The organism is Amycolatopsis thermalba (assembly GCF_023376025.1).
GTDB classification, from domain to species: Bacteria; Actinomycetota; Actinomycetes; order Mycobacteriales; family Pseudonocardiaceae; genus Amycolatopsis_E; species Amycolatopsis_E thermalba.
The window spans coordinates 5,066,567-5,091,870 of sequence record NZ_CP091196.1 but is presented as its reverse complement, the minus strand read 5'-3'; the positions used below and the strand labels follow the sequence as shown (position 1 = coordinate 5,091,870).

Sequence of the window (25,304 nt, the reverse complement as noted above, 5' to 3'; positions counted from 1 at the left end):
GCGCCTACCCTGGTGGGGTGTTCGTGAAGATCTGCGGCCTGCGCACCGAGGCCGACGTGGACTGCGCGGTGACGGCCGGGGCCGACGCGGTCGGGTTCGTCCTGGCCCCCAGTCCCCGGCAGGTCAGCGTGGACGAGGCCACGCGCCTGGTGGCCGCCGTGCCCCCGGAGGTCCTCAGCGTGGGGGTGTTCCTCGGGATGCCCGTCGCCGAGGTCCGGGACGTCGCGGTCAAGACCGGCCTGGGCGCGGTCCAGCTGCACGGCGCCGGCTACGCGGCGGAGGACTTCGCCGCGCTCGCCGACCTGGGGGTGCCGCTGGTGCGGGCCACGTCGACGGCGGGCGAGCGGGTGGCGGTCGGGGCGTTCGGCGAGGAGATGCTGATCCTCGACTCGCCGCGGGCCGGGTCGGGGGAGCAGTGGGGCTGGTCGGAGCTGCGCGGCCAGACCGGGCGGTGGCTGCTGGCGGGCGGGCTGCGCCCGGACAACGTGGCGGAGGCGATCGAGACGGTGCGCCCGTGGGGCGTTGACGTGTCCAGCGGAGTGGAATCCACGCGCGGCACGAAGGATCATGGGCTGATCCGGGAATTCCTCGCCGCCGCGCGTCCCTGACCGCGGATCCCGTTCGTCGGTGTGGTGAGAACACGGACCGGCGAGGAGGACGCGATGCAGTACATGCTGTTGATCTGCGGTGGCCCGGAGGCCGCCGAGCACGCCGAGGACGGCTGTGGCGACTGGGGCGAGGAGATGGCCGGGCGGGGCGTCCTGCGCGGCGGGGCCGGGCTGCGGCCCCCGCACGAGGCGACCACCGTGCGGGTGCGGTCGGACGAGGTGCTGCTGTCCGACGGCCCGTTCGCCGAGACCCGCGAGCAGGTCGGCGGGTTCTGCCTGATCGAGTGCGCCGACCTGGACGAGGCGATCGAGATCGCGTCGAAGCACCCGGCCGCGACCTACGGGTCGATCGAGGTCCGGCCGATCTGGCAGCCGTGACCGACGTCCACACCGCGCTCGTCCGGGCCTTCCGGGACGAGTGGGGCCAGGTGGTCGCGACCCTGATCCGGCTCACCGGCGACTGGGACCTCGCCGAGGAGTGCGCCCAGGACGCGTTCGCCCAGGCCGTCGGGTCGTGGTCCCGGGACGGCGTGCCGCGCCGGCCCGGGGCCTGGCTCACCACCGCCGCCCGCAACCGCGCGCTCGACCGGCTGCGCCGGGACGCGGTCGGGGCGGCCAAGCTGCGGGAGGTCGCGGCGATGCCTGTTCCCGAACCCGAATCCGACGACAGCGGCGTGCCCGACGACCGCTTGCGCCTGATGTTCACCTGCTGCCACCCGGCGTTGTCGCTCGACGCGCAGGTGGCGCTGACGTTGCGCACGCTGGCCGGGCTGACCCCGGCCGAGATCGCGCGGGCCCTGCTGATCGCCGAGCCCGCGTTGAAGAAACGGCTGGTGCGCGCGAAGCAGAAGATCCGGCACGCCGGCATCCCGTACCGGGTGCCGCCGGCGCACCTGCTGCCGGAGCGGACCCCGGCCGTGCTGGCGGTGCTGTACCTGTTGTTCAACGAGGGCTATGCGGCCACGGCCGGCGCGGACCTGCTGCGCCGCGAGTTGTCGGCGGAGGCGATCCGGCTGGCGCGCGTGCTGCACGAGCTGATGCCGGACGAGCCGGAGGCCACCGGGCTGCTGGCGCTGATGCTGCTGCAGGACGCGCGCCGGGACGCGCGGGTGGACGAGCACGGTGACCTCGTGCTGCTGGCGGACCAGGACCGCGGCCGGTGGGACCGCGCCGAGATCGACGAGGGCGTGGCGCTGCTGGACGGCGCGCTGCGGCGCGGGGCGCCGGGGCCGTACCAGGTGCAGGCGGCGATCGCCGCATGCCACGGGACGGCGGCGCGGGCCGCGGACACGGACTGGCCGCAGATCGCCGCGCTGTACGGCAGGCTGGCCGAGATGACCCGGTCGCCGGTGGTGGAGCTGAACCGCGCGGTGGCCGTGGGGATGGCCGCCGGGCCCGCCGAGGGGCTGCGGATCCTGTCCGGTGTGGATCTGCCGGGCTACCACCTGCTGCCCGCCACGCGAGCCGAGTTCCTGCGCCGCCTGGGACGCCACACGGAGGCGGCGGCGGAGTACCGCGAGGCGTTGCGGCTGGTCACGACGGACGCGGAGCGCCGCTTCCTGACGCGAAGGCTGGCAGAGGTGGGGTGACGGGCCGGCCGGTGCGCCCCCGGAAGGCACCGGCCGGCCGCGGCGTCACCTGCTGCTGACCCTCACCCGCCGCGACGGGGACGGCGCGCCGCCCGCGGCGGAGGTGTACAGCCAGGCGAACAGCACCCACATGCCGCCGAACACGAGGCCCACCAGGACGTACGCCACGGTCCACAGCACGAGCGGCGTGTCGGTCTTGCGTTCGCGCTGCAGGAACTTGATCTCCGACATGAAAGGGCGCGGCCCGGACGTCGCGGTGATCTCGCCGGCGTTCGCGGCCGGGTCGGCGGGCGCGTAGATCGGCGCGATCGCCATCACCCGGTTCCCGTAGTGCACGCGGATGCTGGTCTTCCACTGCCCGAACACCGGCAGCGGCTGTGTCGTCCGGTACGTGCCCTCCGCCGTCCGCTCCAGCGGCGCGCTGTAGAAATCCCCGCCCTGCCACGAGAAACCGTTGAGCCACACCGGATCCGACACCAGGTCCGCCCGGTTGATCGTCACCGTCGCGGTCACCCACCGCGGCTGCCCGCCACCGTGCGGGTTCGAGATCGGCAGGCTCTGGCCGGTGTCCGTGAGCTGGATGTCCGCCACCAGGTCGGCGGGCGGATCGGCCGGCGGGATGACCGCCGCGCACAGCGCCACCGCCCCGAGCGCCCCCACGAGCCCGCCCAGGTGCCGCGTCCGGAAGCGCACCGCGGGCGCGCCCGACGGCGCCGGGTCCGATGCCCGCCGCGCCGCCACCGCCTCGACCCGCTGGTACTGCCACACCCCGATCAGCGCCCCGGCCACCGACGCGGCCGCCCCCCACAGCACGAACGTGTCGAGGTGGGACAGCGGCCACGGGTCGGGCATCAGCCACTGCGAGAACGCCCACTCGCCGGACATCCCGAGCACCCCGGCGGCCAGCCCGGCCACCACGGCGAACGCGTACCCGCGCCGCCCGCGCAGCAGGATCGCCACCAGCTCGATCACCACGGCCTCGGCCGCGTACGGCAGCAGCAGCGCCACGTGCAGGTCGTTGACCAGCGGCAGCACCGCGAACACCGCCCGCGTGACCAGCACCACGGCCACCACCAGCAGCGCGCCGCCGGGACCGCCCGCGAGCCGCCCGTAGACCAGGGTCCAGCTGCCGATCAGCCCCACCAGCACCACCTGGGCGAGCATCGGGAACTGAGGCACCCCGAGGTCGAACTCCATCAGGAACGCCGACGCGCCCATCAGCCACGCACCCGCGAGCAGCGGCCCGAGCAGCCGCACCACCGGCCCGCGCGCGCCGACCTGCCGCGCCTCGACCAGCAGCAGCTGCAGCCCGATCACCACCCCGACACCGCCGCCGATCATCAGCACGTGCGTCGGGCCCCACTCGGTGACGTCCTGGCCGAACAGCCGGTGCCACACGTCGTCCAGCGGGAACCCGGCGATGCCGACCAGGCCGGTCGCCATCATCTGGATGCTGCCCATCGGCGCGCGCCAGTGCGGCCCGATCGGGAACGTGCGCACCGGCAGCTTCCCCTTCGCCAGCGCGGCGCTGAGCACGCCGCTGGCGAAGATGCCCATCAGTCCGAAGTAGATCGGGTAGTGCGACGGGTTGGCCAGCGGCCCCTCGTCGCGGCCGAGTTCCATGTGGATCGGCACGTCCCAGTAGACGCCGATCAGCGCGGCCATGCCGGACACGAACGCGACGAACATCGGCAGCGCCGCCCACCGGGGCAGCCCGCTCAGCCCGGCCGACCAGTCGGCGAGCCTGCCGACGACCGTCGTGCGGCCCGCGCGCTCCCGGATGACGAACACGGCGAGCGGCAGGAAGATCACGAAGAACATCAGGCCCGCGATGACGATCTGGCCGAGCGCGGCCCCGCCCGCGGGTGGGCTGGACTCCTGGGCGACGAGCACGGTGGACCTTCCTCGATGAAGCCGGGCATGCGTGCTACCCGAAGTAACTGTTACCGTTGGTCACACACTTTACGGGTTCCCGGACGCAACGGGCAAGCCGGGCGGAGGAAGGACGGGGAATGCGCAGGTTCGTCGTGGCGGCGCTGGCAACGATGCTGGTGGTGACCGGGTGCGGGAGCACGGCGCCGCAGCAGGCCGGTGCCGGGCCGGAGGTGGCGAAGTTCGTCGTGACCGGCGGCAAGCGCACGTCCGGGCCGGACCGCGTCGAGGTCGCGGCCGGCCGGACGGTGACCATCGAGGTGACCACCGACGCGCCGGACGAGCTGCACGTCCACGGCTACGACCGCACGGCCGACGTGGTGGCCGGGCAGCCGGCCGCGGTCACCTTCACCGCGGACATCCCCGGCGTGTTCGAGGTCGAGCTGCACCACAGCGGGGCCGCGCTGACCGAACTCCGGGTGAGCGCGTGATCCTCGCCCACGGTCTCGGCGGGCGGTCCGACCTGCCGGTCCCGCTGTGGCTCGCGCTCTACGCCGGCGCGGCCGCGGTGCTGGTGTCGTTCTTCGCGCTCACCGCACTGTGGAAGCAGCCGAAACTGCGCGGCGCCGAGGCCGGGCTCGCCTGGGCCAGGGCGCTCGAACGGATCGCCGACGCCCGTGCGACGCGGATCGCGCTGCGCTTAGCCGGGCTGGCGCTCTTCGCGCTGTTCCTGGTGTTCGCGTGGACCGGCCCGGACGACTCGGCGGACAACCCGGCCGCTGCCTGGTTCTACGTGTGGTTCTGGGTCGGGCTCGTGCCGCTTTCGGTGCTGTGCGGGCCGGTCTGGCGGCTGGTCAATCCACTGCGGACACTCACCGCGTTGTTCCCCGGCCGTCGTCCGGTGCCGCGGTGGGGGTTCTTCCCGGCGATCGCGGGCCTGGTCGCCTTCCTGTGGCTGGAACTGGTATACCCGCATTCGGACTCGCCGCGCGCGATCGCGGTGTTCGTCACCGCCTACGCCGTCGTGCACGTCGTGGCGGGCGCGGTGTTCGGGCCGCGCTGGTTCGACCGCGGCGACGGGTTCGAGGTCTACTCGGCGCTGATCGCCGCGCTGTCCCCGTGGGGGCGCCGGGCGGACGGCCGGCTGGTGCTGCGCAACCCGCTCGACGGCCTGCGCACCCTGGAGCGCGAGCGCGGCCTGACCCCGTTCGTGCTCGTCGTGCTCGGCTCGACGGCGTTCGACGGGCTGACCCGGCTGCCGTTCTGGAGCGAGGCGACCCGCGACGGCGACCGGGTCCTGCTGGGCACGGCCGGTCTGGCGGCGGCGATCGCGCTCACCGCGCTGGCTTACGCGAGCGCCATCCACCTGACCCGGCCGTACCTGCGGCGCGCGGTCACCGGCGCCTACGACGCGTTCGCGCCGTCGCTGGTGCCGATCATGGCCGGCTACACCGTCGCGCACTACTTCTCGTTCGCGGTGTTCGAGGGGCAGCGCGGGTTCGGCGGCGCGGTGGACTACACCGTGGTCTCCGCCGCGGCGATCGCGTTCGTGCAGATCGCCGGGATCGTGGCCGGGCACGTCCTGGCGGTGACCGCGGCGCACGACCGCGCGCTCGGCGTGCTGCGGGGCGGCTATGCGAAGGTGGGGCAGTACCCGATGCTCGCCGTGATGGTCCTCTACACGGCGGTGGGCATCGCCCTGGTCTCGGGAGCGTGAATGCGGGAGCGGATGATCCTGGCCCACCAGGGCGGGTGGGACGAGACGCTCATCATCGCCGGCCCGATCGCGATCATCGTGGTGCTGATCGTCGTCGCCCGCCGCCAGGCTCCGCCACCGGAGGAGCCCGGCGAGGACGACGCGCCGTCAGCGGAGCAGGCGCGCGATGAGGCCGGTGACGACGAGCCAGAAGACCGCCGCCAGACCGTAGTTGACCAGCACGTTGAGCTGCGTGTTCGCGATCGGGAAGAGCCCCGGGAAGAACAACGCGAGCGGCTGGGCGATCGAATCGATGAACCGGTAGAAGGCGTTCGCCGTGTTGGCGCCGGCCAGGACCAGGACGATGTAGATCGCCTCGACGAGCGCGAACAACGCCCCGATCCCGGTGACCACCCTGGCGGCGGTGCCGCGTCCACGGTAGATACCCGTTCTGGCCATGCGAAGGAGTAACCCGCTTCGCGAAAATCAAACCCGATCGGGTGATTTCGGTCAGCGTTTCTCCTTCGGGATGAACACCCACAGCGCCAGGTAGAGCAGGAACTGCGGTCCCGGCAGCAGGCAGGACAGCACGAACAGCAGGCGCATCGTGCGCGGCTTCCAGCCGAGGCGGTGGGCCAGGCCGGCGCACACCCCGGCGATCACGCGGTCGTGCCGGGACCTGGTCAGTGTCGTCGTTGTCGTCGTCATGTCTCCACCATGCCCCCGCGCGGCGCGGCGCGCATCGGTGGAAACCCCCGAATCGACCCTGGGGCCAGCCCCCGGAGGCGGGCACCGGCACCGGCTAGGCTGCGCCGGTGACGACGAGACCGGTGACCGCCCGACCGTGACGCGCCTGCTCCTGCTCCTCGTCGTCGTCCTGGTGGCGTGCGCGGCGCCCGCGCCGGCCGCGCCACCGGACGTCGTGTCGCCGCCCGCCGGGAAGATCCGCGGCACGGTGACCGACGGCCACCGGGTGTTCGAAGGCATCCCGTACGCCACCGCGGCCCGCTGGCGGCCGCCCGCGCCCGCTCCGGTGTGGAGCGGTGTGCGGGACGCGACCGCGCCGGGCGCGCGGTGCCCCCAGCCCGGGGACGCCGGCAGCGAGGACTGCCTGTTCCTCAACGTGACCACGCCCGCGGCGGCCGAGGGGCTCCCGGTGCTGGTCTGGATCCACGGCGGGTCGTTCCTCGGCGGCCACGGCGACTCCTACGACGCGCGGGACCTGGCCGCGCGCGGGCTGGTCGTGGTGACCATCAACTACCGGCTCGGCGCGCTCGGCTGGCTCGCGCACCCGGCGCTCGCGCACGACGGCGGCGCGGGCAACTTCGGGCTGCTCGACCAGCAGGCCGCGCTGCGGTGGGTGCGGGACAACATCGCCGCGTTCGGCGGGGACCCGGCGCGGGTCACGCTCGCCGGCGAGTCCGCCGGGGCGATGTCGGTGTGCGACCACCTGGTCTCCCCGGCCTCGGCCGGGCTGTTCCGCGCCGCGATCGTCCAAAGCGGACCGTGTCAGGCGCAGGCGAGCGCGCCGGTCGCGGAGAAGGCGAGCACCGAGTACGCGGCCGGGCTCGGCTGCGCCGAGCCGGCCACGGCCGCCGCCTGCCTGCGGGCCCTGCCGCCGTCCCGCCTGCAGACCGTGCCGCGGTACTTCGACCTCGCCGGGGTCGCCGTCGTGGGCCCGGTGACCGGCGGGGCCGTGCTGCCCGCCAACTCCGTCGACGCGATGCGCGCCGGCGCCGCCGCCCGGGTGCCGGTGCTCGTCGGCGTGACGCGGGACGAGTTCACCCTGTTCCTGGCCCAGCAGCACGCGGCGACCGGGAAGACGGTCACCGCCGCGGACTACCCGGCGGCGCTGGCGCGGGTGTTCGGCCCGGACGCCGCGGCCGTGGCCGCCGAGTACCCGCTCCGGGCCTACGCCGGGTCGGCTCCGCGCGCGCTCGCGGCGGCGCTCACCGACGTCGCGTTCGCCTGCCCGCTCCGGGACATGGCCGGCTCGCTGTCGCGGACCGGCCCGGTGTACGCCTACGAGTTCGGTGATGCCCGCGCCCCGGTGCCGGACTCCCTGTCGCGCGCGCCGTTCCCGCTCGGCGCCGCGCACAGCCTGGAGCTGTCCTACCTGTTCGGCGACGGCGAGTCGTTGGACGACGGGCAGCGGCGGCTGTCCGCGGAAATGGTCGGGGACTGGGCGTCCTTCGTGCGCACCGGCGCGCCCGGCCCGGACTGGCCGCGCTACGACCCGGCGCACGAGCAGGTGCGCGCGCTCGTGCCGGGCGGCGCTCGCACGATCGGGGACTTCGCCGCGGCGCACCACTGCGCGTTCTGGCGGGACCGCTAGGTTCGCCGCCATGCGGTTCGGGGTTTTCGTCCTCGCCGGGCGGTTTCCGGGACAGGACGACGGGGAGGCGCTGGCGCGCTCGCTGGACGTGGTCGAGTGCGCCGAGGCGGCCGGGTTCGACGACGCGTGGGTTGCCGAGCACCACTTCATGTCCTACGGGGTCTGCCCGTCGGCGGTCGCGTTCGCCGCGCACGCGCTGGGCCGGACGCGCCGGATCACCGTGGGCACGGCGGTGAGCGTGCTGTCCACGGCGCACCCGGTCGCGCTGGCCGAGCAGGCCGCGATGCTGGACCGGATGTCCGGCGGGCGGTTCCGGCTCGGCGTGGGGCGCGGCGGGCCGTGGGTGGATCTCGAGGTGTTCGGCACCGGGCTCGGCCGGTACGAGCGCGGGTTCGCCGAGGGACTCGACGTGCTCGTGCAAGCGCTTTCCGGGCGGGTGGCCGCGTCGGGGGAGTTCTTCGCCTTCCGCGAGGTGCCGGTGGTGCCGCGGCCGGTGTCGCTGCCGCCGGTGACGGTCGCGTGCACGTCCCGGGCGACCGTGGAGCTGGCCGCCGCGCGCGGGTTGCCGATGCTGCTGGGCATGCACATCGGTGACGAGGAGAAGGCCGCGATGGTGGCCTGCTACGCGAAGGCGGCGGCCGAGGCCGGGCAGGACCCGTCCGCGCCGCACGTGTCCGCGGTGCTGGCGCACGTGTCGGACTCCCGGGCGAGCGCGGTGCGGGAGCTGCGCGCGGCGATGCCGGGCTGGCTGCGCGACGGGCTGGCGGGATACGTGCCGATGGACGGCCGCCCGTACCGCCCGCGCGACGCCGCGGAGTACACCGACCTGCTGTGCCGGCTGCACCCGGTCGGCAGCCCGCGCGAGTGCGCCGGCCGGCTCGCCGCGGCGGCGGAGCGGACGGGTATCCGGCACACCATCCTGCTCGTCGAGGGCGCCGGGGACCGCGAGCGGGTGCTGGCGAACGTGACCCGCCTCGGCGCGGAGGTCCTGCCGCTGCTGCGCTGAGCCGGATGCGCAAACGCCGTCCCGCCACGATCACCCGCGTGACAAGAAAAACCGGGCCGCCCTCCGGCGGCCCGGAGCGGATCTAGCATCGCCGGACCGGTCCCCGAAAACGGAGGTTCGACGATGAGCAACCGGAGAAGACGTGCCCTGTCCGCAATCCTCGCGGCACTGACCACGGTGACCGGCGCGGTGCTGGCGGCGCCCCCGGCGCAGGCGGCCACCGCGCCCGAAGCCCCCGATTTCCCCGCCGCGTTCGCCTATTCCCAGTTCGTCGACCCGAACGCCACCCCGCCCGGCGCGAACGACTGGACCTGCCGCCCGGGTGCGGACCACCCGCGCGCGGTCGTCCTGGTGCACGGCACGTGGGAGAACCGCTACGACAACTTCGCCCGCCTGTCACCGTCGCTGAAGCGGGACGGCTACTGCGTTTTCGCCCTCAACTACGGCGAGGACCCGACCAGCGTGTTCGGCCTCAACCCGGCGTTCAAGGGCACCGGCGACATCCGCCGTTCGGCGCAGGAGCTGGCCGCGTTCGTCGACCGGGTGCTCGCCGCGACCGGCACGTCCGAGGTGGACGTCGTCGGCCACTCGCAGGGCGGCCTGATGCCCCGCGAATACCTGCGTCACGGTGGCGCGGCCAAGGTGCACACGCTGGTCACGCTCGGCGCGACGCACCACGGCACCACGCTGAGCGGGATCGCCACGCTGGCCGGGGAACTGGGCCTGCTGCCCTACACCGACGTGCTGCTGGGCAAGGCCGCCGGGCAGCAGGTGCGGGGCTCGGAGTTCCTCACCGACCTGAACGCGGGCGGCGACACCGTGCCCGGCGTGCGGTACCTGGTGATCGCCACCCGCTACGACGAGGTCACCACCCCGTACGAGTCGACCTTCCTCACCGGGGAGGCCGTCCGGAACGTGACGCTGCAGGACGGGTGCGAGATCGACCTGTCCGACCACCTGTCGATGAGCTACTCGCCGCGCGCCATCGGGTACGTGAAGCAGGGGCTGGACCCGGCGGCGCCGGAGCCGCCCTGCGTGCCGCACCTGCCGGTGTTCTGAACACGGCGAAAACGGGCCCGTTCCCCCGGTCGGGAGGGAACGGGCCCGTTCCGTCAGGGATCAGGACTCCTTCGGGGACAGGGTCACGTCGATGGTGTTGCCGGGGCCGGCCGCCAGCGGGCTGATCAGCCCGGTCAGCGGACCGCAGTTCTGCAGCGGCGCGATGTCGTAGGTGCCGCTGAGGTCACCGCCGGCCAGCGGGTCGAACCCGGGGCCGGAGGTCAGGTTGATCTCCGACGGCTCCGCGGTCTGGCACTTCGGCGACTTGCTGATCGGGAAGCCGAAGACCTTGACGCTGGGCAGCTTGATGGTGGTGTGGCTGGTGGAGTTCAGCACACCGCCGGACAGCGTCCCGGTCGTCTTGCCCTCCTGCGCGAAGGCCACCTTCGCGGTGATCGGGATGAAGCGGAACAGCGTGGCCTTCAGCTGCGTCGGTTCCAGCGACAGGTCGGCCGTGAAGTTCCCGGTCGCCAGGTCGAGGTTCGCGTCGATGCCGCCGGACAGCGGCACCGTGGCCCCGAGCTTCTTGATCACCGAGTCGCCTGCCAGGGCGTAGCCGTAGTCGATCCCGGTCGGCGGGTTGCTCGTGGTGGTCGTCGGCTCGGTGGTGGTGGGCTCGGTGGTGGTCGGTTCGGTCGTCGTGGGTTCGGTGGTCGTCGGCTCGGTGGTGGTCGGCTCCGTGGTGGTCGGTTCCGTCGTCGTCGGTTCGGTGGTCGTCGTGCCGCCGTTGATCGTGATGTCGGCCAGCACGTTGTTCTGGCCCGCCACCTGCGTGCACTGCGAGTCGAAGACGCCCAGGCCGGTGTCGGTGCCGTCGGCGCGCTTCGGGTGCAGGGTCAGCAGGATGTCGCCGACGGTGATCGTCGCCTGCCCGGCCTGGGTGAAGGTCAGGGACGGCGCGTCACCGGTGGCCACCGTGTCGAACGAACCCGACGCAGGCACCGGGGTCACCGGGATCGTCGCCGGCACGGTCACCGGGATGGTGGCCTCCGGCGCGGTGACCGTCGAGCTCGCCTTGGCGGTGCCCTCGACCGTGGCCGCCCCGACCAGCGTCAGGCCCTGCGTCGCGGTCGGCGGCACGGTCGCCACCGCCTTGACCTGGAAGGCCGGCGTGGGTTCGCCGACGTTCACGGTCGTGGGGATGTCCGCGCTGATCACGATCTGCAGCGTCTGGGTACCGATCAGCGGGAACGGGCAGCTGTACTGCAGGGTCAGCGAGACCGGTTCGGCCGCACTGGTCCCGGAGCCGGCCAGCACGGCCGTCAGCGCCGCGCCGGTCGCGACGGTCGCGGACGCGGCCGCCGCGACCATCCTTCTCATTCTGGTTCTCGTTCGCACACCTATCCTCCGGGGTATCGGCAGTGATACGAAAAACCACGCGACAGCAAGGAAAACCGCCGCGAGGTCATCGGAATTGGTTGCTACCGATGGGTAAAGTAGTTTCGCGGCGTCCGCATTGGCAATACGTCCGCGCGGATTGTCCTTGGGGGCCAAGGAACTTGTCACCGGCTGATACGGCCGCGCCGATCGGACCCGTACGACGCGGACAATGTTCACCGGCGGCCTGCGCGAGCACTCACCGCGGTGACAAAAACCGGTTTCCCGGCTCGCGCGCGTGTGCCGACAACGCGCGGCCGCCTTGACCGGCAGGGGGGCCGGTTCTAGGTTCCGCGAATGCCCGAGTGCGTGACGTTCGACCTGTTCTCCGGCCAGCCGCGCGCCGCGCTGTGGCCGCTGCTCGGGTCGCCGGAACTGTACCCCCGCTTCTTCCGGGGCGTCGGTGCGGTCGAGCGGACGGGCGGCCGGGGACGCCACGCACGCTACCGGATCCGGCTGACGCTCAGCGGACGTCCGGTCGAGCACGAGATGCGGGTGCTGCTGAGCCGCCGCGAGGAACAGCTGGTGCTGGAGACGGTGCCGGACACCGGTGGCTGCCTGTCGGTGCGCCTGTCCGACGCCTCCCCGGGCACCCGGCTCAAGATCATCTACTTCCGGCCGGGCGTGCCGGGCCCGGGCCGCGCCCCCACCGCCGCCGAGGTGCGGTCGTGGGCGCGGGACGGTCTCGATCGGATCGAGCGCCACCTCCGGGAGATCGCGGAACCGTGGCCGCCCGGCCGCGCCCCGTCGACCCGGCAGATCGCCAACACCCTGATCGCGGCGGGCATCCTGGCGCCCGCCCGGCCGGACCGCCTCGTGCGGCAGCTGCGCGCGCTGGTCCAGTGGGGCGCCACCCTGGCCGGTGGGTACACCGCGGCCGCGGCCCGCTCGCCCCGCGGCATCGCGGTGATCGACGACGACGGCGCCCCCACCACGTTCGCCGGGCTGAGCGCCGAGGCGAACCGGCTCGCCGCCGCACTGCGGGCCGTCGGCGTCGGACCGGACGGCACCCTGGCGATCATGGCGCGCAACCACAGCGCGATGGTGAAGACACTGCTCGCGTGCGGACGGCTGGGCGCGGGCACCGTGCTGCTCAACACCGGCCTGGCCCGGCCGCAGGTGGCCGACGCGGTGGCGCGGCACGACGTGCGCGTGCTGGTGGCCGACGGCGAGTTCGCGCCGCTGGTGGCCGGGCTGCCGCTCACCGCGGTCGTGCTCACCGGCGCCGACGCGGGCCCGGCGGGGCAGCCGACGCTGGCCGAGGTCATCGCCGACACCCCGGACGCCGAGTTCACCCCGCCCGAACGGCCCGCGCCGATCGTCGTCCTCACCTCGGGCACCACCGGCACGCCCAAGGGCGCGCGGCGGCCGACGCCGAAGGGCCTGGGCGCCGCGGTGGCGCTGCTGTCGCGGATTCCGTTGCGGGCGGGGGAACGCATCCTGATGGCCGCCCCGCTGTTCCACACCTGGGGCCTGTCCGCGCTGCAGGTCGGCATGCCGCTGCGGGCGACACTGGTGATGCAGCGCCGGTTCGACCCGGAGGCGTGCCTGCGGGCGATCCAGGACCACCGGTGCACCGCGATGTTCGCGGTTCCGGTGATGCTGCAGCGCATCATGGCGCTGCCGGCGGACGTGCGGGCGCGGTACGACACCAGCGGCCTGCGGATCGTGGCGAGCAGCGGGTCGGCCCTGCCCGCTTCGCTCGTCACGGCGTTCCAGGACGCCTTCGGTGACGTGCTCTACAACTTCTACGGCTCGAGCGAGGTGTCGGCGGCCTCCGTCGCCACCCCGGCCGACCTGCGCGCCGCCCCCGCCACCGCCGGATATCCGCCACTGGGCACGCGGCTGGCGGTGCTCGGCCCGGCGGGCGAACCGGTGCCGCCGGGCACGGTCGGCGCCATCTTCGTCGGCAACGACCTGCTCTTCGACGGCTACACGGACGGCACCAGCCGCACGGTCCGCCGCGAGCTGATGGACACCGGCGACCGCGGCTACCTCGACGCCGACGGCCGGTTGTTCGTCGCCGGCCGGGACGACGACATGATCGTCTCCGGCGGGGAGAACGTGTTCCCGCGGCCGGTGGAGGAGGCGCTGACCGAGCTGCCCGGCGTCGCCGACGCGGCCGTGCTCGGCGTGCCCGACGACGAGTTCGGGCAGCGGCTGGTCGCGTTCGTGACGGTGCGGCCGGGGGCCCGGCTCGACGAGGACGTGGTGCGCGCGTACCTGCGCCGCCGGGTCGCGCGGTTCGCGATCCCGCGCGAGGTGGTGTTCGTCGACGAGCTGCCGCGCACGCCGACCGGCAAGGTGCTCAAGCGCCTGCTGCTGGAGGACGCTGGCGGGTGACACCCGCGGAACCGGTATTTCGTCGTTCCGTGACAAGAAAAACCGGTGCCGCCGGAGAACGAACGCGAAGCGTTGTGGCGCTCGTTGACTCGTCGGTAACGTCCTCGCGGTCCGCTACCGGAGGGTTCGATGACGCAAACCCGGTCACGTCGCGCCGCTGTCGCCGCGCTGGGACTGGCTCTCGTGGCCGCCGCGCTGGCGCCCGCGACGACGGCCGTCGCCACCGCGGCCACCCGCGGCGGCACGAGCACGTGCCAGGCCGGGGGACCGGTGGACGTGCCGGTCTCCTTCAGCGCCACGTTCGGCGAAACCGTTGTGCAGGGCGCGAACGTGCCCGTGTCGGCGGCGTCCGTGACCCTCGTCGTGCCGGCCGGGGCGGTCGACGCGTTGCGCGATTCGGGCGCCACGTCGGTGGACGCGTCCGCCGCGGTGCAGCTGAGCGTCACCCAGCAGGCGGGCACCCAGGAACTGACCGTCACCGGACTGTCCACATCGGAGATCCCGCTCCCCGCCGACGGCGAGCTGCGGATCACGCTGCCCGGCCGCGTTCCGCCGATCGCGGCCGGTGCGGGTCCGGTGACGGTCTCCCTCACTTCGCTGGTTCCCAAGCTGGTCGCGCGCGGTGAGACGCTGACCGCCGACCTGGCGTGCACCGCCGACCCGGCGGCGAACGGGGAGCTGGCACGCGTGGCGGTGACCGCGCCCGCCGCGCCACCGGTGCCCGGCGTCACGGCGGACACGCCGCTGCTGACGGCGAAGTTCCTCGTCGACGGCGTCTCACGCATCGCGAAGATGGGTTCGGACCTGGTGCTGGAACAGGGCACGTTCGACGCCGGCCTGTTCCCCGGCGACCTGCCGGACACGATCCGCGTCGAGGGCGAGCTGAACCTGCCGAAGTCGGCCGGCTACTTCGTGGCGTTCCGGTTCATGCCGGTCACCAGCGACGTGGAGCTGCCGCAGGAGGGCAAGGCGACGGGCACGGCGGACATCAGCGGTGGCCTGTTCACCCCCACGATCGACCTGACGGTGCGGGTGAACCTGGTGGTGAGCGACGTGCGGCAGGACGGCGTGCCGATCGCGGTGGGCGCGAACTGCCGGACGGTTTCGCCGCTGGTGATCCCGATGAAGGGACAGACCTCGCTGCTGCCCGGCAGCAAGTCGACGATCGAGTCCACTTTCGACATTCCCGCGTTCTCCGGCTGCGGCGTGAGCGAGGACCTGGACCCGCTGCTGACCGGCCTGATTTCGGGCCCGGGCAACAAGATGACCACGACGCTGACCGCGCAGGGGGTGGGCTGACGTGACCGCCCCCGTCGCCGCCGCCCGGAACGCCGTCGGCGAGTTCGGCAAGCTCTTCGGCCTCGCCCTGGACATCGTCGTCGCCATGTTCAAGCGGCCCTTCCAGGTGCGGGAGTTCGTGCAGCAGTTCTGGTTCGTCGCGAGCGTGTCGATCCTGCCCGCGGCGCTCGTCAGCATCCCGTTCGGTGCCGTCATCACCCTCCAGCTCGGCGGCCTCACCAGCCAGCTGGGCGCCGAGTCGTTCAACGGCGCCGCCAGCGTCCTCGCCGTCATCCAGCAGGCCAGCCCGATCGTCACCACCCTCGTCGTCGCCGGGGCGGGCGGCAGCGCGATCTGCGCCGAACTCGGCTCACGCACCATCCGCGAGGAGATCGACGCCATGGAGGTCCTCGGCGTCTCCCCGATCCAGCGGCTCGTCGTGCCGCGGGTGCTCGCCGCCATGGCCGTCGCCGTGCTGCTCAACGGCATGGTCAGCTTCGTCGGCGTCACCGGCGGCTACGTGTTCAACGTCCTGCTGCAGGACGGCACCCCGGGCGCGTTCCTCGCCAGCTTCTCCGCCCTGGCGCAGCTGCCCGACCTGTGGGTGGGCGAGATCAAGGCGGTGATCTTCGGGTTCCTCGCCGGGCTCGTCGCCTCCTACCGCGGCCTCCACCCCAAGGGCGGCGCCAAGGGCGTGGGGGACGTGGTCAACCAGTCCGTCGTCATCACGTTCCTGCTGCTGTTCTTCGTGAACTTCGTGATCAGCGTGATCTACCTGCGCGTCGTGCCGGCGAAGGGAGCCTGAGGCAGTGACCCACCGGTTGCTCAACCCGGAGCGCCCGATGAACGGCCTGGTGCGCCTGGGCGATCAGCTCGCCTTCTACCTGCGCGCCCTGGCCTGGACGCCCCGCACGCTCACCCGCTACGGCCGCGAGGTGATCCGCCTGCTCGCCGAGGTCGCGTTCGGCAGCGGCGCGCTCGCCGTCATCGGCGGCACGATCGGCGTGATGGTCGGCATGTGCGTGTTCACCGGCACGGTCGTCGGCCTGCAGGGCTTCTCCGCGCTCGACCAGCTGGGCACGTCGGCCTTCGCCGGGTTCCTCTCGGCCTACTTCAACACCCGCGAGATCGCCCCGCTGGTCGCCGCGCTCGCGCTGTCGTCCACCGTCGGCTCCGGGTTCACCGCCCAGCTCGGCGCGATGCGGATCGCCGAGGAGATCGACGCGCTCGAGGTGATGGCCGTGCGCAGCATGCCCTACCTGGTGACCACCCGGATCGTCGCCGGGTTCGTCGCGATCATCCCGCTGTACGTGATCGGCCTGCTGACCTCCTACCTCGCGGCCCGCACGATCACCGTCACCGTCTACGGCCAGTCCGGCGGCACCTACGACCACTACTTCAGCCTGTTCCTGCCGCCCGAGGACGTGCTCTGGTCGTTTCTCAAGGTGATGGTGTTCAGCGTCGCGATCATCCTCACGCACTGCTTCTACGGCTACCGCGCGGGTGGCGGCCCGGCCGGGGTGGGGGTGGCGGTGGGCCGCTCGGTGCGCACCTCGATCGTCGTGGTCAGCGTGCTCGACTTCTTCCTCAGCCTGGCGATCTGGGGCGCCACCACGACCGTGCGGGTGGCCGGATGAGCGAGCGACGCAGACGCCTGGTGTTCGGCGCGCTCGGGCTGGTGTTCCTCGCGCTGCTCGGCGCGATGGGCTGGTTCGCGGTCGCCGTCTACCGCAAGACCTTCAGCTCCGCCGTCCCGGTGGTGCTGCGGGCCGAGCGGGCCGGCACCCAGCTGAAGGAGAACGCCGACGTCAAGGTGCGCGGGGTCCTCGTCGGATCGGTGCGCTCGATCGAGGTCCGGCCCGGCTGGGTCGACGTCGAGCTGGCCATGGACCCGGACCGCATCTCCGGCATCCCGTCCAACGTGTCCGCCCGGCTGCTGCCGAAGACGTTGTTCGGTCAGCGTTACGTCACCCTGGTGATCCCGCCGGAGCCCGCGCCGCGCGCGCTGTCCGCCGGTGCGGTGATCCAGGAGGACCGCAGCACCCAGGCGGTCGAGGTGGAGCAGGCGCTGCGTGATCTGCTGCCGGTGCTGCAGGCCGTGCAGCCGCAGAAGCTCGCGAGCACGCTCGGCGCGGTGTCGCAGGCGCTGGAAGGCCGCGGCCCCGAGCTGGGCACGACGCTGGTGGCGCTCGGCGACTACCTGGGCCGGCTCAACCCGGAGGTGCCGGCGCTGCGCACCGCGATCACCAAGCTCGCCGACACCGTGCGGACCTACACCACCGCCGCGCCGGACCTGGTGGACGCGATGGCCGATCTGCGCGCCACCGCGGCCACCCTGACCCGGCAGCAGCAGGACCTCGCCGCGCTGTTCGGCACGGTCACCGCCGCCGCCTCCGACGCGCGGGGCTTCCTGGACGCCAACGACGACACGCTGGTCGACCTGTCCGCGGACAGCAGGCCGGTGCTCGACCTGCTCGCCGAGTACAGCCCGGAGATCCCGTGCGTGGCCGACGCGGCCGCCCGGTTGAAACCGGTCGTCGAGCGGGCCCTGGGGGTGGGCACGGCCGAACCCGGCCTGCACGTGGACCTGACGGTGCGGCCGCCGAGGCAGGGCGGCGCCCCGCCGCCCGCGGCGGACGGACCGCGGTGCCCGGCGGCCGGGTCGGCCGCGCCCGGGGCGGACACCCCGGCCGCGCAGCGGTTCCTGTCCGAGCTGCTCGCCCCGGTGCTGGGGGAGCGGCCGTCCGAGATCCCCGGCTGGAGCGGGCTGCTGATGAACCCGCTGCTGCGTGGCGCGGAGGTGACGCTGAAATGATCCGACCGCTGGTCAAGGGCCTGATCTTCGCGGTCGTCACGGTGCTGGCGACCGGGCTCCTGGCGATCACGATCGCCAACCGCGGCGACGGCGGCACGGTCACTTACCGCGCCTGGTTCAGCGACGTCACCTCGCTCAACCCCGGCGACGACGTGCGCATGGCCGGGGTGCGCATCGGGCAGGTCACCGGCATCGAGATCGTGGACCGCCGCATCGCCGAGGTGTCGTTCTCGGTGGACCGCGACCGCACGCTCAGCGCGACGGTCACCGCGGCGGTGAAGTACCGCAACCTGATCGGCCAGCGGTACATCACGCTCGACCAGGGCACCGGTACCGGGCGCCTGGAGCCGGGCGGACTGATCCCGCTCGACCGCACCCGGCCCGCGCTGGACCTGACCGCGGTGTTCAACGGGTTCAAGCCGCTGTTCCAGGCGCTGTCCCCGCAGGACGTCAACCAGCTCGCGGGCGAGATCGTGCAGGTGCTGCAGGGCGAGGGCGGCACGGTCGCGGACCTGTTGCGGCACACCGCGTCGCTGACGTCCTCGCTCGCCGGCCAGGACCAGGTGATCGGCCAGGTGATCACGAACCTCAACCAGGTGCTCGACCGCGTCAACGCGCGTGACGGGCAGCTCGCGCAGCTGCTCGACGCGACCCAGCAGCTGGTGTCCGGTCTCGCCGCGAACTCCGGCGCGATCGGCGGCGCCATCGACGGCATCGGCGAGCTCACCACCGCCACCGCCGGGCTCGTCCGGGACGCGCGGGAACCACTCCGCAACGACATCGACGCGCTGGAGAAACTGGCGCGCACCCTGGGCGACAACACCCCCGAGTTCGAGCGGTTCCTGAACAACCTGCCCGTCAAGTACGAGGCGATCGGCCGCATCGCCTCCTACGGCTCGTGGCTGAACTTCTACCTGTGCTCGGTGCGCTCCGACGCCACCCCCGCGCCCGGCGGCGGCCCGGTCGGCGTGCCGGTGACCGAGGCGAGGTGCCGTCGATGAAGTCGTTCCGGTCGCGCAACTCCTTCCGGCTCGGGCTCGCCGGGCTGGCCCTGATGCTCGTGCTCGGCGCGCTCACCCTGTTCTGGGACCGGCTGCCCGCGCTGGGCGGCACCACCTACACCGCGGAGTTCACCGAGGCCGCCGGGCTCAAGAGCGGCGACGAGGTGCGGGTCGCGGGCGCGAAGGTCGGCGAGGTCACCGGCGTCTCGCTGGACGGCGACCACGTCAAGGTCACCTTCCGCGTCGACGACACGTGGGTCGGCGACGAGAGCACCGTCTCGGTGCGCATCAAGACGTTGCTGGGCGCCAAGAACCTCGCGCTCGACCCGCGCGGCGAGCGCGACCAGGACCCGGACCAGCCCATCCCGCGCAGCCGCACGGTCATCCCGTACGACGTCAACGACGCCTTCGCCGACCTGGCCCGCACCACCGGTGAACTCGACACCGGCCAGCTCGCGGCGAGCTTCCGCACGCTCGCGCAGACCTTCGACGCCGCCACCCCGCAGGACGTCCGGTCCGCTTTGGACGGTCTGGCCGCGTTGTCGCAGACCATTTCCTCGCGCGACACCCAGCTCAAGCAGCTGCTGGACGGCACCGCGCAACTCAGCGGCACGGTCGCCGAACGCACCGACCGGCTCGCCCGCCTGATCACCGACGGGAACGTGCTGCTGACCGAGTTCGACCAGCGCCGGGCCGCGATCGACCAGCTGCTGCGCGGCACCCGGGACCTGTCCCAGCAGGTGCGCGGCCTGATCGACGAGAACACCGCGCAGCTCGGCCCCGCGCTGGAACAGCTCGACCGGGTCACCGACGTGCTGCAGCGCAACCAGGCCACGCTGGATCGCAGCCTGAGCCTGTCCGGCCCGTTCTACCGGCTGCTGGGCGACGCGCTCGGCAACGGCGCCTGGATCGACACCTACCTGTGCGGGCTCATCGTCCCCGCGGACGGCAGCCCGTGCATGCCACCGAAACCGGGAGGGGGCGGCTGATGGCGATGTCCCGTCTGGGCAGGTGGCTGCGCTGGGGCGTGCTCGTCGTGATCCTCGCGACGCTGGCCACCGCGATCGTGATCGTCGTGCGGGACAGCGCGCGCGGCAAGCACCTCACCGCGTACTTCACCGCGGCCGTCGGGATCTACCCCGGTTCGGAGGTGCGGATCCTCGGCGTCCCGGTGGGTACCGTGGACACCGTCGAACCACAGGGGCAGCAGGTCAAGGTGGTCTTCACCGTCGACCGCGGCATCCGGGTGCCCGCCGACGCCGCCGCGCTGGTCGTGACGCCGAGCCTGGTCAGCGACCGGTACGTGCAGCTCGCGCCGGTCTACCGCGGCGGGCCGGAGATCGCCGACGGGACGGTCATCCCGGTGGCGCGCACCGCGGTGCCGGTCGAGCTGGACCAGCTGTTCGCGAGCCTGGACCGGCTGACGACCGCGCTGGGACCGCAGGGCGCCAACAGTGGCGGCGCGCTGTCGGAGCTGCTGAGCAGCGCGGCGGAGGACCTCACGGGCAACGGCGCCCAGCTCGGCGAGATGATCCGGCAGCTCGGCCAGGCGGCCACGACGCTGAGCGGGTCGCGCGACGACCTGTTCGCCACCGTCGACAACCTGCAGCGGTTCACCACGATGCTGGCGGACAACGACGACCAGGTGGGCCGGCTGGCCGATCTGCTGGCGCAGGTGTCGGCGTTCCTGGCCTCCGAACGGGACGTCTTCGGCGCGTCGCTGGACGAACTGGCCTCGGCGCTCGGTCAGATCCAGCAGTTCGTGCGGGACAACCGCGGCCGCGTGAAGTCCAATGTGGACAAGCTGATGGGGACCACGCAGGTGCTGGCGAACCAGCGCGCCGCGCTGTCCGAGGCGCTGACCGCGGCGCCGGAGGCGCTGAACCGGCTGCTCGCCGCCTACGACCCGGCCAACTCGACGATCTACAGCCGCGCCGACCTCAACGAGTTCAGCATGGGCCCGGTCCTGCCGCTGGGAGGCAGCCGATGAAGCGGATGTCCCTGGCGTTGCTGTCCGTGCTGGCGCTGCTGGCCGGCTGCTCGTTCGGCGGGCTCTACGACACGCCGTTGCCCGGCGGCGCGGACCTCGGCGACCACCCGTACCGGGTCACCGTCGGGTTCCGCGACGTGCTCGACCTCGTGCCGCAGTCCGCGGTGCAGGTCGGTGACGTGCCGGTCGGCCGGGTCGAGCGGATCGAGTTGTCCGCCGACGGCCGCACCGCGCAGGTCACGCTGCTGGTCAACGGCACGGTGCGGCTGCCGGCGAACGCGGAGGCGTGGTTGCGGCAGAGCAGCCTGCTGGGGGAGAAGTTCGTCGAGCTGGGGCCGCCCGCGGCCGGTGAACCGCAGGGCAGCCTCGCCGACGGCGCCCGCATCCCGGTCGAGCGGACCAACCGCAACCCGCAGGTCGAGGAGGTGCTCGGCGCGTTGTCGATGCTGCTCAACGGCGGCGGCGTGGGCCAGCTGCAGCAGATCAGCCGCGAGCTGAACGCCGCACTGGGTGGGAACGAGGCGGAGATCCGCGACCTGCTGACCGAGGTGAACACCTTCGTCGGCGGGCTGGACCAGCACCGCGCCGAGATCACCCGCGCGCTGACCGGCATCGAGGCGCTGTCCGCGTCGCTGTCCGCGCGCCGGGACCAGATCACCGGGGTGCTGGACGACCTCGGGCCCGGCATCGACGTGCTGGCGCGGCAGCGTGAGCAGCTGGTCACCATGCTGACCTCGCTCGACCACCTCTCCGGCGTCGCCGTCGATACCGTCAACCGCGGCAAGGACGACCTGATCGCCGACCTGCGGGCGCTGGAACCGACGCTGCGCCAGCTCACCGTGGCCGGGCAGCAGCTGCCGGAGGCGATGGAGATGCTGCTGACCTTCCCGTTCCCGGATGCCGCGCTGGACGCCATCAAGGGCGACTACCTCAACCTGTACCTGGACTTCGACGCCCAGACCTCGGGTGCGCAGTCCGTGCCGCTGCCGCTGGGTGGGGGTTCCTAGATGCTGACCCGCAAGGTGCGTGTGCAGGTCATCGTGTTCGCCTTGATCGCGCTGGCCGGGATCACCTACGTCGGCGCCCGCTACGCCGGGCTGGACCGGCTCTTCGGCGGCGGCGGGTACGTGGTGCGCGTGGAACTGGCCGACTCCGGCGGCATCTTCACCAATGCCGAGGTCACCTACAACGGCGTGCCGATCGGCCGGGTCGGGGAGCTGCGGCTCACCGACACCGGGCTGGAGGCCGACCTGCGCATCGACGACGGCACCCCGCCGGTGCCCGCGGACGTCGAGGCGGTGGTGACCAACCGGTCGGCGGTGGGGGAGCAGTACGTCGACCTGCGGCCCCGCAGCTCGGGCGGCCCGGTGCTGGCCGACGGCTCGGCGATCGCGCGGCCGCGCACCCGGCTGCCGCTGCCGAACGAGCAGCTGGTGCTGAACCTGGACCGCCTGGTGGCGTCGGTGCCGCGGGACGACCTGCGCTCGGTGGTCGACGAACTGTACGAGGCGACGCTCGGCACCGGCCCGAGCCTGCAGGCCCTGCTCGACGCGACGGCCGCGTTCACCCGATCGGCGTCGGACCACCTGCCTCAGACCATCCAGCTGATCACCGACGCGGACACCGTGCTGACCACGCAGATCGAGAACTCCGCCGCGATCACGGCGTTCGGCGCGGACGCCAAGCGCATCGCCGAGACGCTGCGGAACTCGGACGCGGACCTGTCGGCGATCCTGTCGTCGGCGCCCCCGGCCGCGGAGCAGATCAGCGGCCTGCTGCGCGAAACCGGCCCGAACCTGACCACGTTGCTGGCGAACCTGCTGACCACGTCGCAGGTGCTGCTCGCCCACCGCGACGGAGTGGAGGAGCTGCTGGTGGCCGCGCCCGCGGCGATCGAGGCCGGGAGCACGGTCATCACGGGTGATTCGGCGGGGTTCGGCCTGGCGACGACGTTCTTCGATCCGCTGCCGTGCACCGCCGGGTACGAGGGCACCCGGTACCGCAACGGCCTGGACACCACACCCGCGCCGCTGAACACGGCGGCCGGGTGCCGACGCTGAGGAGAGGGTTGCCGTGAGAGCTGTGTTGATCGCCGGCGCGCTGGCCGGGATGGCGGTGCTGGCCGGGTGCGGGCCGGAGCGGGCCGTGCCGGAGGAGAACGCCGCCGCGATCACCTGGTCGGAGCACGTGTGCGCGGCCGTCCGCGACGGCGGGGCGAAGCTGTCGCAGCTGCCCGGAGTGGACGCCTCGGACGCCGGCAAGGCGCGGGAGGGCCTGGTCACCTACCTGGCGTCGCTGTCGCAGGCCCTGACCGACCTGGGCCACGGCATCACCAGGGAGGGCCCGCCCCCGGTGACGGACGGCCAGGCCACGGTGGACCGGGCGATGGACACCCTGAACGCGACGAAGTCCTCGGTGGACGCCGCCCGCGCCGCCCTGGAGTCGGCGCCGATCACCGACCAGGCGAGTTTCGAGCAGGCGGTCCGCGGCGCCGGCGACGCCTTCGCCCACCTCGGCACCGCCACGGAAGGCCCCACCAAGGACCTCACGAACAACCCCGAACTCGCCAAGGCATTCGAGAAGGCCCCAACCTGCCAAGCCCTGGACGGCGCATAACAAAACAACACAACCGCCACCCGGCAACGCTAAGCAACAACCCCCCGAACCACTCCGCCTCCCGCACCCGATCCCCAGCCCACATCGGTTGCCGAGCAGTCGGGTCAAGGCACGCTTTCCCGCCTTGACGCGACTTCTCGGCAACCGAACACTGAAAGATCGGGTTCGGGAGGGCACCAACCGGGGCGTAGCGAAGCGAAGCCGGCGCTTTCAGCCGCGCGCAGCGCAGATACGCGCGTAGCGCCTACACACCTACGAAACCCCCAACAACCGAGCCGCCCGCAGCGCGATCTCCAGATCCGACCGGCTCTCCGGATCGTTCAACCGCTCCCCGAACAGCTCCTCCAGCTGCCGCATCCGGTACCGCACGGTCTGCGGGTGCACGCCCAGCCGGTCCGCCATGTCCGGCGCCGTCCCGCTGGACTGCAGCCAGGCCAGCAACGTCTGCCCCAGCCGGGTCCGTTGCTTGTCGGTCAGCCCGTTCAGCGGCGCGAGACAGCGCCGGATCAGCTCCTTGACGAGGAACTCGTCCGACAGCAGCCACAACGTCGCCAGGTGATCGGTCGCGCGCGCCAGCGGCGGCGCCTCGATCACCCCGCGCCGGGCCAGATCCACCGTGCGCCGCGCCCAGCGCAGCGACATCGCCGCGTCGCCCAGCTTCACCTCGGGCCCGATCACCGCGCGCCACCCGGCCAGCGCCGGTTCCAGCGAGCCCGCCGTGACCAGGTCCGGGTCGGCCAGCAGGCACGGCTGCGGCCCCTCCAGATCCATCAGCACCTCGCTGTCCAGCGACGGCGGCTCGCGGTGGTGCTGATCGGCGCGCGGTTCCAGGGCGACCGCGACGACCCGGTCCGGCAGCCGCCACCCGGCGGTCGCGGCCAGGCGGGCGATCGCCTTCGGGGACGCGGGCGGGTCGGCCAGGATCAGTTCCAGCAGCTGGCGCCGCTGCCGCGCCCGCGTGCCGGCGGCCCGTTTCCGCGCGGCCGCGTACCCCTGCAGCGACAAGGCGGAGATCTCGTCGACGTAGGCGAAGATCGCCTCCGCCCCGACGCACAGGAAGTCCGTCGACAGGCCCAGCGACTGGCTCACCGACGCCACGTACCGCCACGCCACCCGGCCGCCGACGCGGTAGGCGGTCTGCAGCTGGTCCAGCGTGCGGCCCTCGCTGAATTCGACCTTGCCCAGGTGCCGGAACACGCCCATCCACGCCTCCTGCGGCGCGGCGGGGTTGCCGAGGTTGTCCATGCAGTGCCGGACCGCCTGCTGGATGCTGCGCACGATGGTCCGGCCGAAGGGACCCTCCAGCGGCCGCGCGTACTCCGGCACGGCGAGCTGGATCTCGCGCAGGATCTCGGCCGTCATCGCGTCGGCGTGCGGCCGGAACGCCTTCGCCAGCTCACGCGGCAGCGAGGCCCACAGCCTGCTGGCGCGTCCGATGCCCGCGGTGAACTCCGGCTCGTTCTGGCGCTGCCGCGGGGGGAGTCCCGGCGCGCGGGGCGGTCTCCGGGAGACGTTCTGCCGCACGGTGTTCCCGTGCCGGTAACCGGCATCGGTGGTCATGACTACCTCTTCGTCGGGAGGACCAACATCGCACCACGTCCGGTGCTTGGCAAGGATCTCTTGCGTGCGCGGAGCAACCGCGCGAAGCGATCGGCCCAGCGCACCGCACGCGGATGAGTGCCGGCGCCTCGTTTTCCCTCACCCACGTGACAAATCCGC

The 25,304-nt window shown here is 72.9% G+C and carries 24 protein-coding genes; 19 read left to right on the top strand and 5 right to left on the bottom strand.

Annotation, left to right across the window (positions count from 1 at the left end):
* Nucleotides 1-17 precede the first annotated feature (17 nt).
* From L1857_RS24695 to L1857_RS24685, 3 genes are read left to right on the top strand one after another with little or no spacing between them, the layout of a single operon-like run.
* Nucleotides 18-608: a phosphoribosylanthranilate isomerase gene (locus L1857_RS24695; RefSeq protein WP_249466417.1), complete on the top strand. Its 591-nt coding sequence runs from the start codon at nucleotides 18-20 to the stop codon at nucleotides 606-608.
* Nucleotides 609-662: 54 nt separating this feature from the next.
* The gene (locus tag L1857_RS24690) at nucleotides 663-986 is read left to right on the top strand and encodes a YciI family protein (RefSeq protein WP_094008418.1); all 324 of its coding nucleotides are present in this window, start codon (nucleotides 663-665) and stop codon (nucleotides 984-986) included.
* Nucleotides 983-2,197 carry an RNA polymerase sigma factor gene (locus L1857_RS24685; protein ID WP_094008419.1) on the top strand — a complete coding sequence of 405 codons (1,215 nt, stop codon included), beginning with the start codon at nucleotides 983-985 and terminating at the stop codon, nucleotides 2,195-2,197. The genes L1857_RS24690 and L1857_RS24685 overlap by 4 nt, the downstream gene beginning before the upstream one ends.
* A gap of 45 nt (nucleotides 2,198-2,242) precedes the next feature.
* Here L1857_RS24685 and L1857_RS24680 read toward each other — a convergent pair whose 3' ends face one another.
* Nucleotides 2,243-4,090: a hypothetical protein gene (locus L1857_RS24680; RefSeq protein ID WP_116113800.1), complete on the bottom strand. Its 1,848-nt coding sequence runs from the start codon at nucleotides 4,088-4,090 to the stop codon at nucleotides 2,243-2,245.
* 119 nt (nucleotides 4,091-4,209) lie between these two features.
* Between L1857_RS24680 and L1857_RS24675 the strand changes: the two genes are divergently transcribed.
* Nucleotides 4,210-4,560, top strand: coding sequence for a cupredoxin domain-containing protein (locus L1857_RS24675; protein WP_094008421.1), 351 nt, complete (start codon nucleotides 4,210-4,212; stop codon nucleotides 4,558-4,560).
* Nucleotides 4,557-5,786 carry a hypothetical protein gene (locus tag L1857_RS24670; protein ID WP_094008422.1) on the top strand — a complete coding sequence of 410 codons (1,230 nt, stop codon included), beginning with the start codon at nucleotides 4,557-4,559 and terminating at the stop codon, nucleotides 5,784-5,786. Before L1857_RS24675 ends, L1857_RS24670 begins: the two co-directional genes overlap by 4 nt.
* 147 nt (nucleotides 5,787-5,933) lie before the next feature.
* Here L1857_RS24670 and L1857_RS24665 read toward each other — a convergent pair whose 3' ends face one another.
* Nucleotides 5,934-6,224: a hypothetical protein gene (locus L1857_RS24665; protein WP_198958368.1), complete on the bottom strand. Its 291-nt coding sequence runs from the start codon at nucleotides 6,222-6,224 to the stop codon at nucleotides 5,934-5,936.
* A 51-nt stretch (nucleotides 6,225-6,275) separates the two neighbouring features.
* Entirely contained in the window at nucleotides 6,276-6,473 is a 198-nt protein-coding gene (locus L1857_RS24660; protein WP_094008424.1) for a PspC domain-containing protein, read from the bottom strand.
* Nucleotides 6,474-6,609: 136 nt separating this feature from the next.
* On the opposite strand from L1857_RS24660, the gene L1857_RS24655 reads away from it, so the two are divergent.
* From L1857_RS24655 to L1857_RS24645, 3 genes are all read left to right on the top strand, one after another.
* The gene (locus L1857_RS24655; protein WP_249466414.1) at nucleotides 6,610-8,100 is read left to right on the top strand and encodes a carboxylesterase/lipase family protein; all 1,491 of its coding nucleotides are present in this window, start codon (nucleotides 6,610-6,612) and stop codon (nucleotides 8,098-8,100) included.
* 10 nt (nucleotides 8,101-8,110) lie between these two features.
* Nucleotides 8,111-9,106 carry an LLM class flavin-dependent oxidoreductase gene (locus tag L1857_RS24650; protein WP_094008426.1) on the top strand — a complete coding sequence of 332 codons (996 nt, stop codon included), beginning with the start codon at nucleotides 8,111-8,113 and terminating at the stop codon, nucleotides 9,104-9,106.
* Nucleotides 9,107-9,229: 123 nt separating this feature from the next.
* Nucleotides 9,230-10,165: an esterase/lipase family protein gene (locus L1857_RS24645; RefSeq protein ID WP_094008427.1), complete on the top strand. Its 936-nt coding sequence runs from the start codon at nucleotides 9,230-9,232 to the stop codon at nucleotides 10,163-10,165.
* Between the two features lie 60 nt (nucleotides 10,166-10,225).
* Here L1857_RS24645 and L1857_RS24640 read toward each other — a convergent pair whose 3' ends face one another.
* Nucleotides 10,226-11,485, bottom strand: a complete 1,260-nt coding sequence (locus L1857_RS24640) for a DUF6801 domain-containing protein (RefSeq protein WP_094008428.1) — start codon at nucleotides 11,483-11,485, stop codon at nucleotides 10,226-10,228.
* Nucleotides 11,486-11,839: 354 nt separating this feature from the next.
* On the opposite strand from L1857_RS24640, the gene L1857_RS24635 reads away from it, so the two are divergent.
* From L1857_RS24635 to L1857_RS24585, 11 genes are all read left to right on the top strand, one after another.
* Nucleotides 11,840-13,885: an AMP-binding protein gene (locus L1857_RS24635; protein WP_116113808.1), complete on the top strand. Its 2,046-nt coding sequence runs from the start codon at nucleotides 11,840-11,842 to the stop codon at nucleotides 13,883-13,885.
* Nucleotides 13,886-14,014: 129 nt separating this feature from the next.
* Entirely contained in the window at nucleotides 14,015-15,184 is a 1,170-nt protein-coding gene (locus tag L1857_RS24630; protein ID WP_249466411.1) for a DUF6801 domain-containing protein, read from the top strand.
* Nucleotides 15,185-15,269: 85 nt separating this feature from the next.
* On the top strand, nucleotides 15,270-15,968 hold the full coding sequence (locus tag L1857_RS24625) for an MlaE family ABC transporter permease (RefSeq protein WP_341867324.1): 699 nt from the start codon (nucleotides 15,270-15,272) through the stop codon (nucleotides 15,966-15,968).
* A gap of 37 nt (nucleotides 15,969-16,005) precedes the next feature.
* Nucleotides 16,006-16,800: an MlaE family ABC transporter permease gene (locus tag L1857_RS24620; protein ID WP_094008468.1), complete on the top strand. Its 795-nt coding sequence runs from the start codon at nucleotides 16,006-16,008 to the stop codon at nucleotides 16,798-16,800.
* Complete coding sequence (locus tag L1857_RS24615) at nucleotides 16,797-17,978, top strand: MCE family protein (RefSeq protein ID WP_116113813.1); 1,182 nt, start codon at nucleotides 16,797-16,799, stop codon at nucleotides 17,976-17,978. The genes L1857_RS24620 and L1857_RS24615 overlap by 4 nt, the downstream gene beginning before the upstream one ends.
* The gene (locus tag L1857_RS24610) at nucleotides 17,975-18,979 is read left to right on the top strand and encodes an MCE family protein (protein ID WP_094008433.1); all 1,005 of its coding nucleotides are present in this window, start codon (nucleotides 17,975-17,977) and stop codon (nucleotides 18,977-18,979) included. The genes L1857_RS24615 and L1857_RS24610 overlap by 4 nt, the downstream gene beginning before the upstream one ends.
* On the top strand, nucleotides 18,976-19,968 hold the full coding sequence (locus L1857_RS24605) for an MCE family protein (protein ID WP_205413381.1): 993 nt from the start codon (nucleotides 18,976-18,978) through the stop codon (nucleotides 19,966-19,968). Before L1857_RS24610 ends, L1857_RS24605 begins: the two co-directional genes overlap by 4 nt.
* Nucleotides 19,968-20,969, top strand: a complete 1,002-nt coding sequence (locus L1857_RS24600) for an MCE family protein (protein ID WP_094008435.1) — start codon at nucleotides 19,968-19,970, stop codon at nucleotides 20,967-20,969. The genes L1857_RS24605 and L1857_RS24600 overlap by 1 nt, the downstream gene beginning before the upstream one ends.
* Nucleotides 20,966-21,976 carry an MCE family protein gene (locus tag L1857_RS24595; RefSeq protein WP_094008436.1) on the top strand — a complete coding sequence of 337 codons (1,011 nt, stop codon included), beginning with the start codon at nucleotides 20,966-20,968 and terminating at the stop codon, nucleotides 21,974-21,976. The genes L1857_RS24600 and L1857_RS24595 overlap by 4 nt, the downstream gene beginning before the upstream one ends.
* Nucleotides 21,977-23,029 (top strand): MCE family protein, encoded by a 1,053-nt coding sequence (locus L1857_RS24590; RefSeq protein ID WP_249466408.1) that lies wholly within the window; start codon nucleotides 21,977-21,979, stop codon nucleotides 23,027-23,029.
* A gap of 13 nt (nucleotides 23,030-23,042) precedes the next feature.
* Nucleotides 23,043-23,585 carry a hypothetical protein gene (locus L1857_RS24585; RefSeq protein WP_162831216.1) on the top strand — a complete coding sequence of 181 codons (543 nt, stop codon included), beginning with the start codon at nucleotides 23,043-23,045 and terminating at the stop codon, nucleotides 23,583-23,585.
* 252 nt (nucleotides 23,586-23,837) lie between these two features.
* Here L1857_RS24585 and L1857_RS24580 read toward each other — a convergent pair whose 3' ends face one another.
* Entirely contained in the window at nucleotides 23,838-25,145 is a 1,308-nt protein-coding gene (locus L1857_RS24580; protein ID WP_116113826.1) for a PucR family transcriptional regulator, read from the bottom strand.
* Nucleotides 25,146-25,304: the final 159 nt, after the last annotated feature.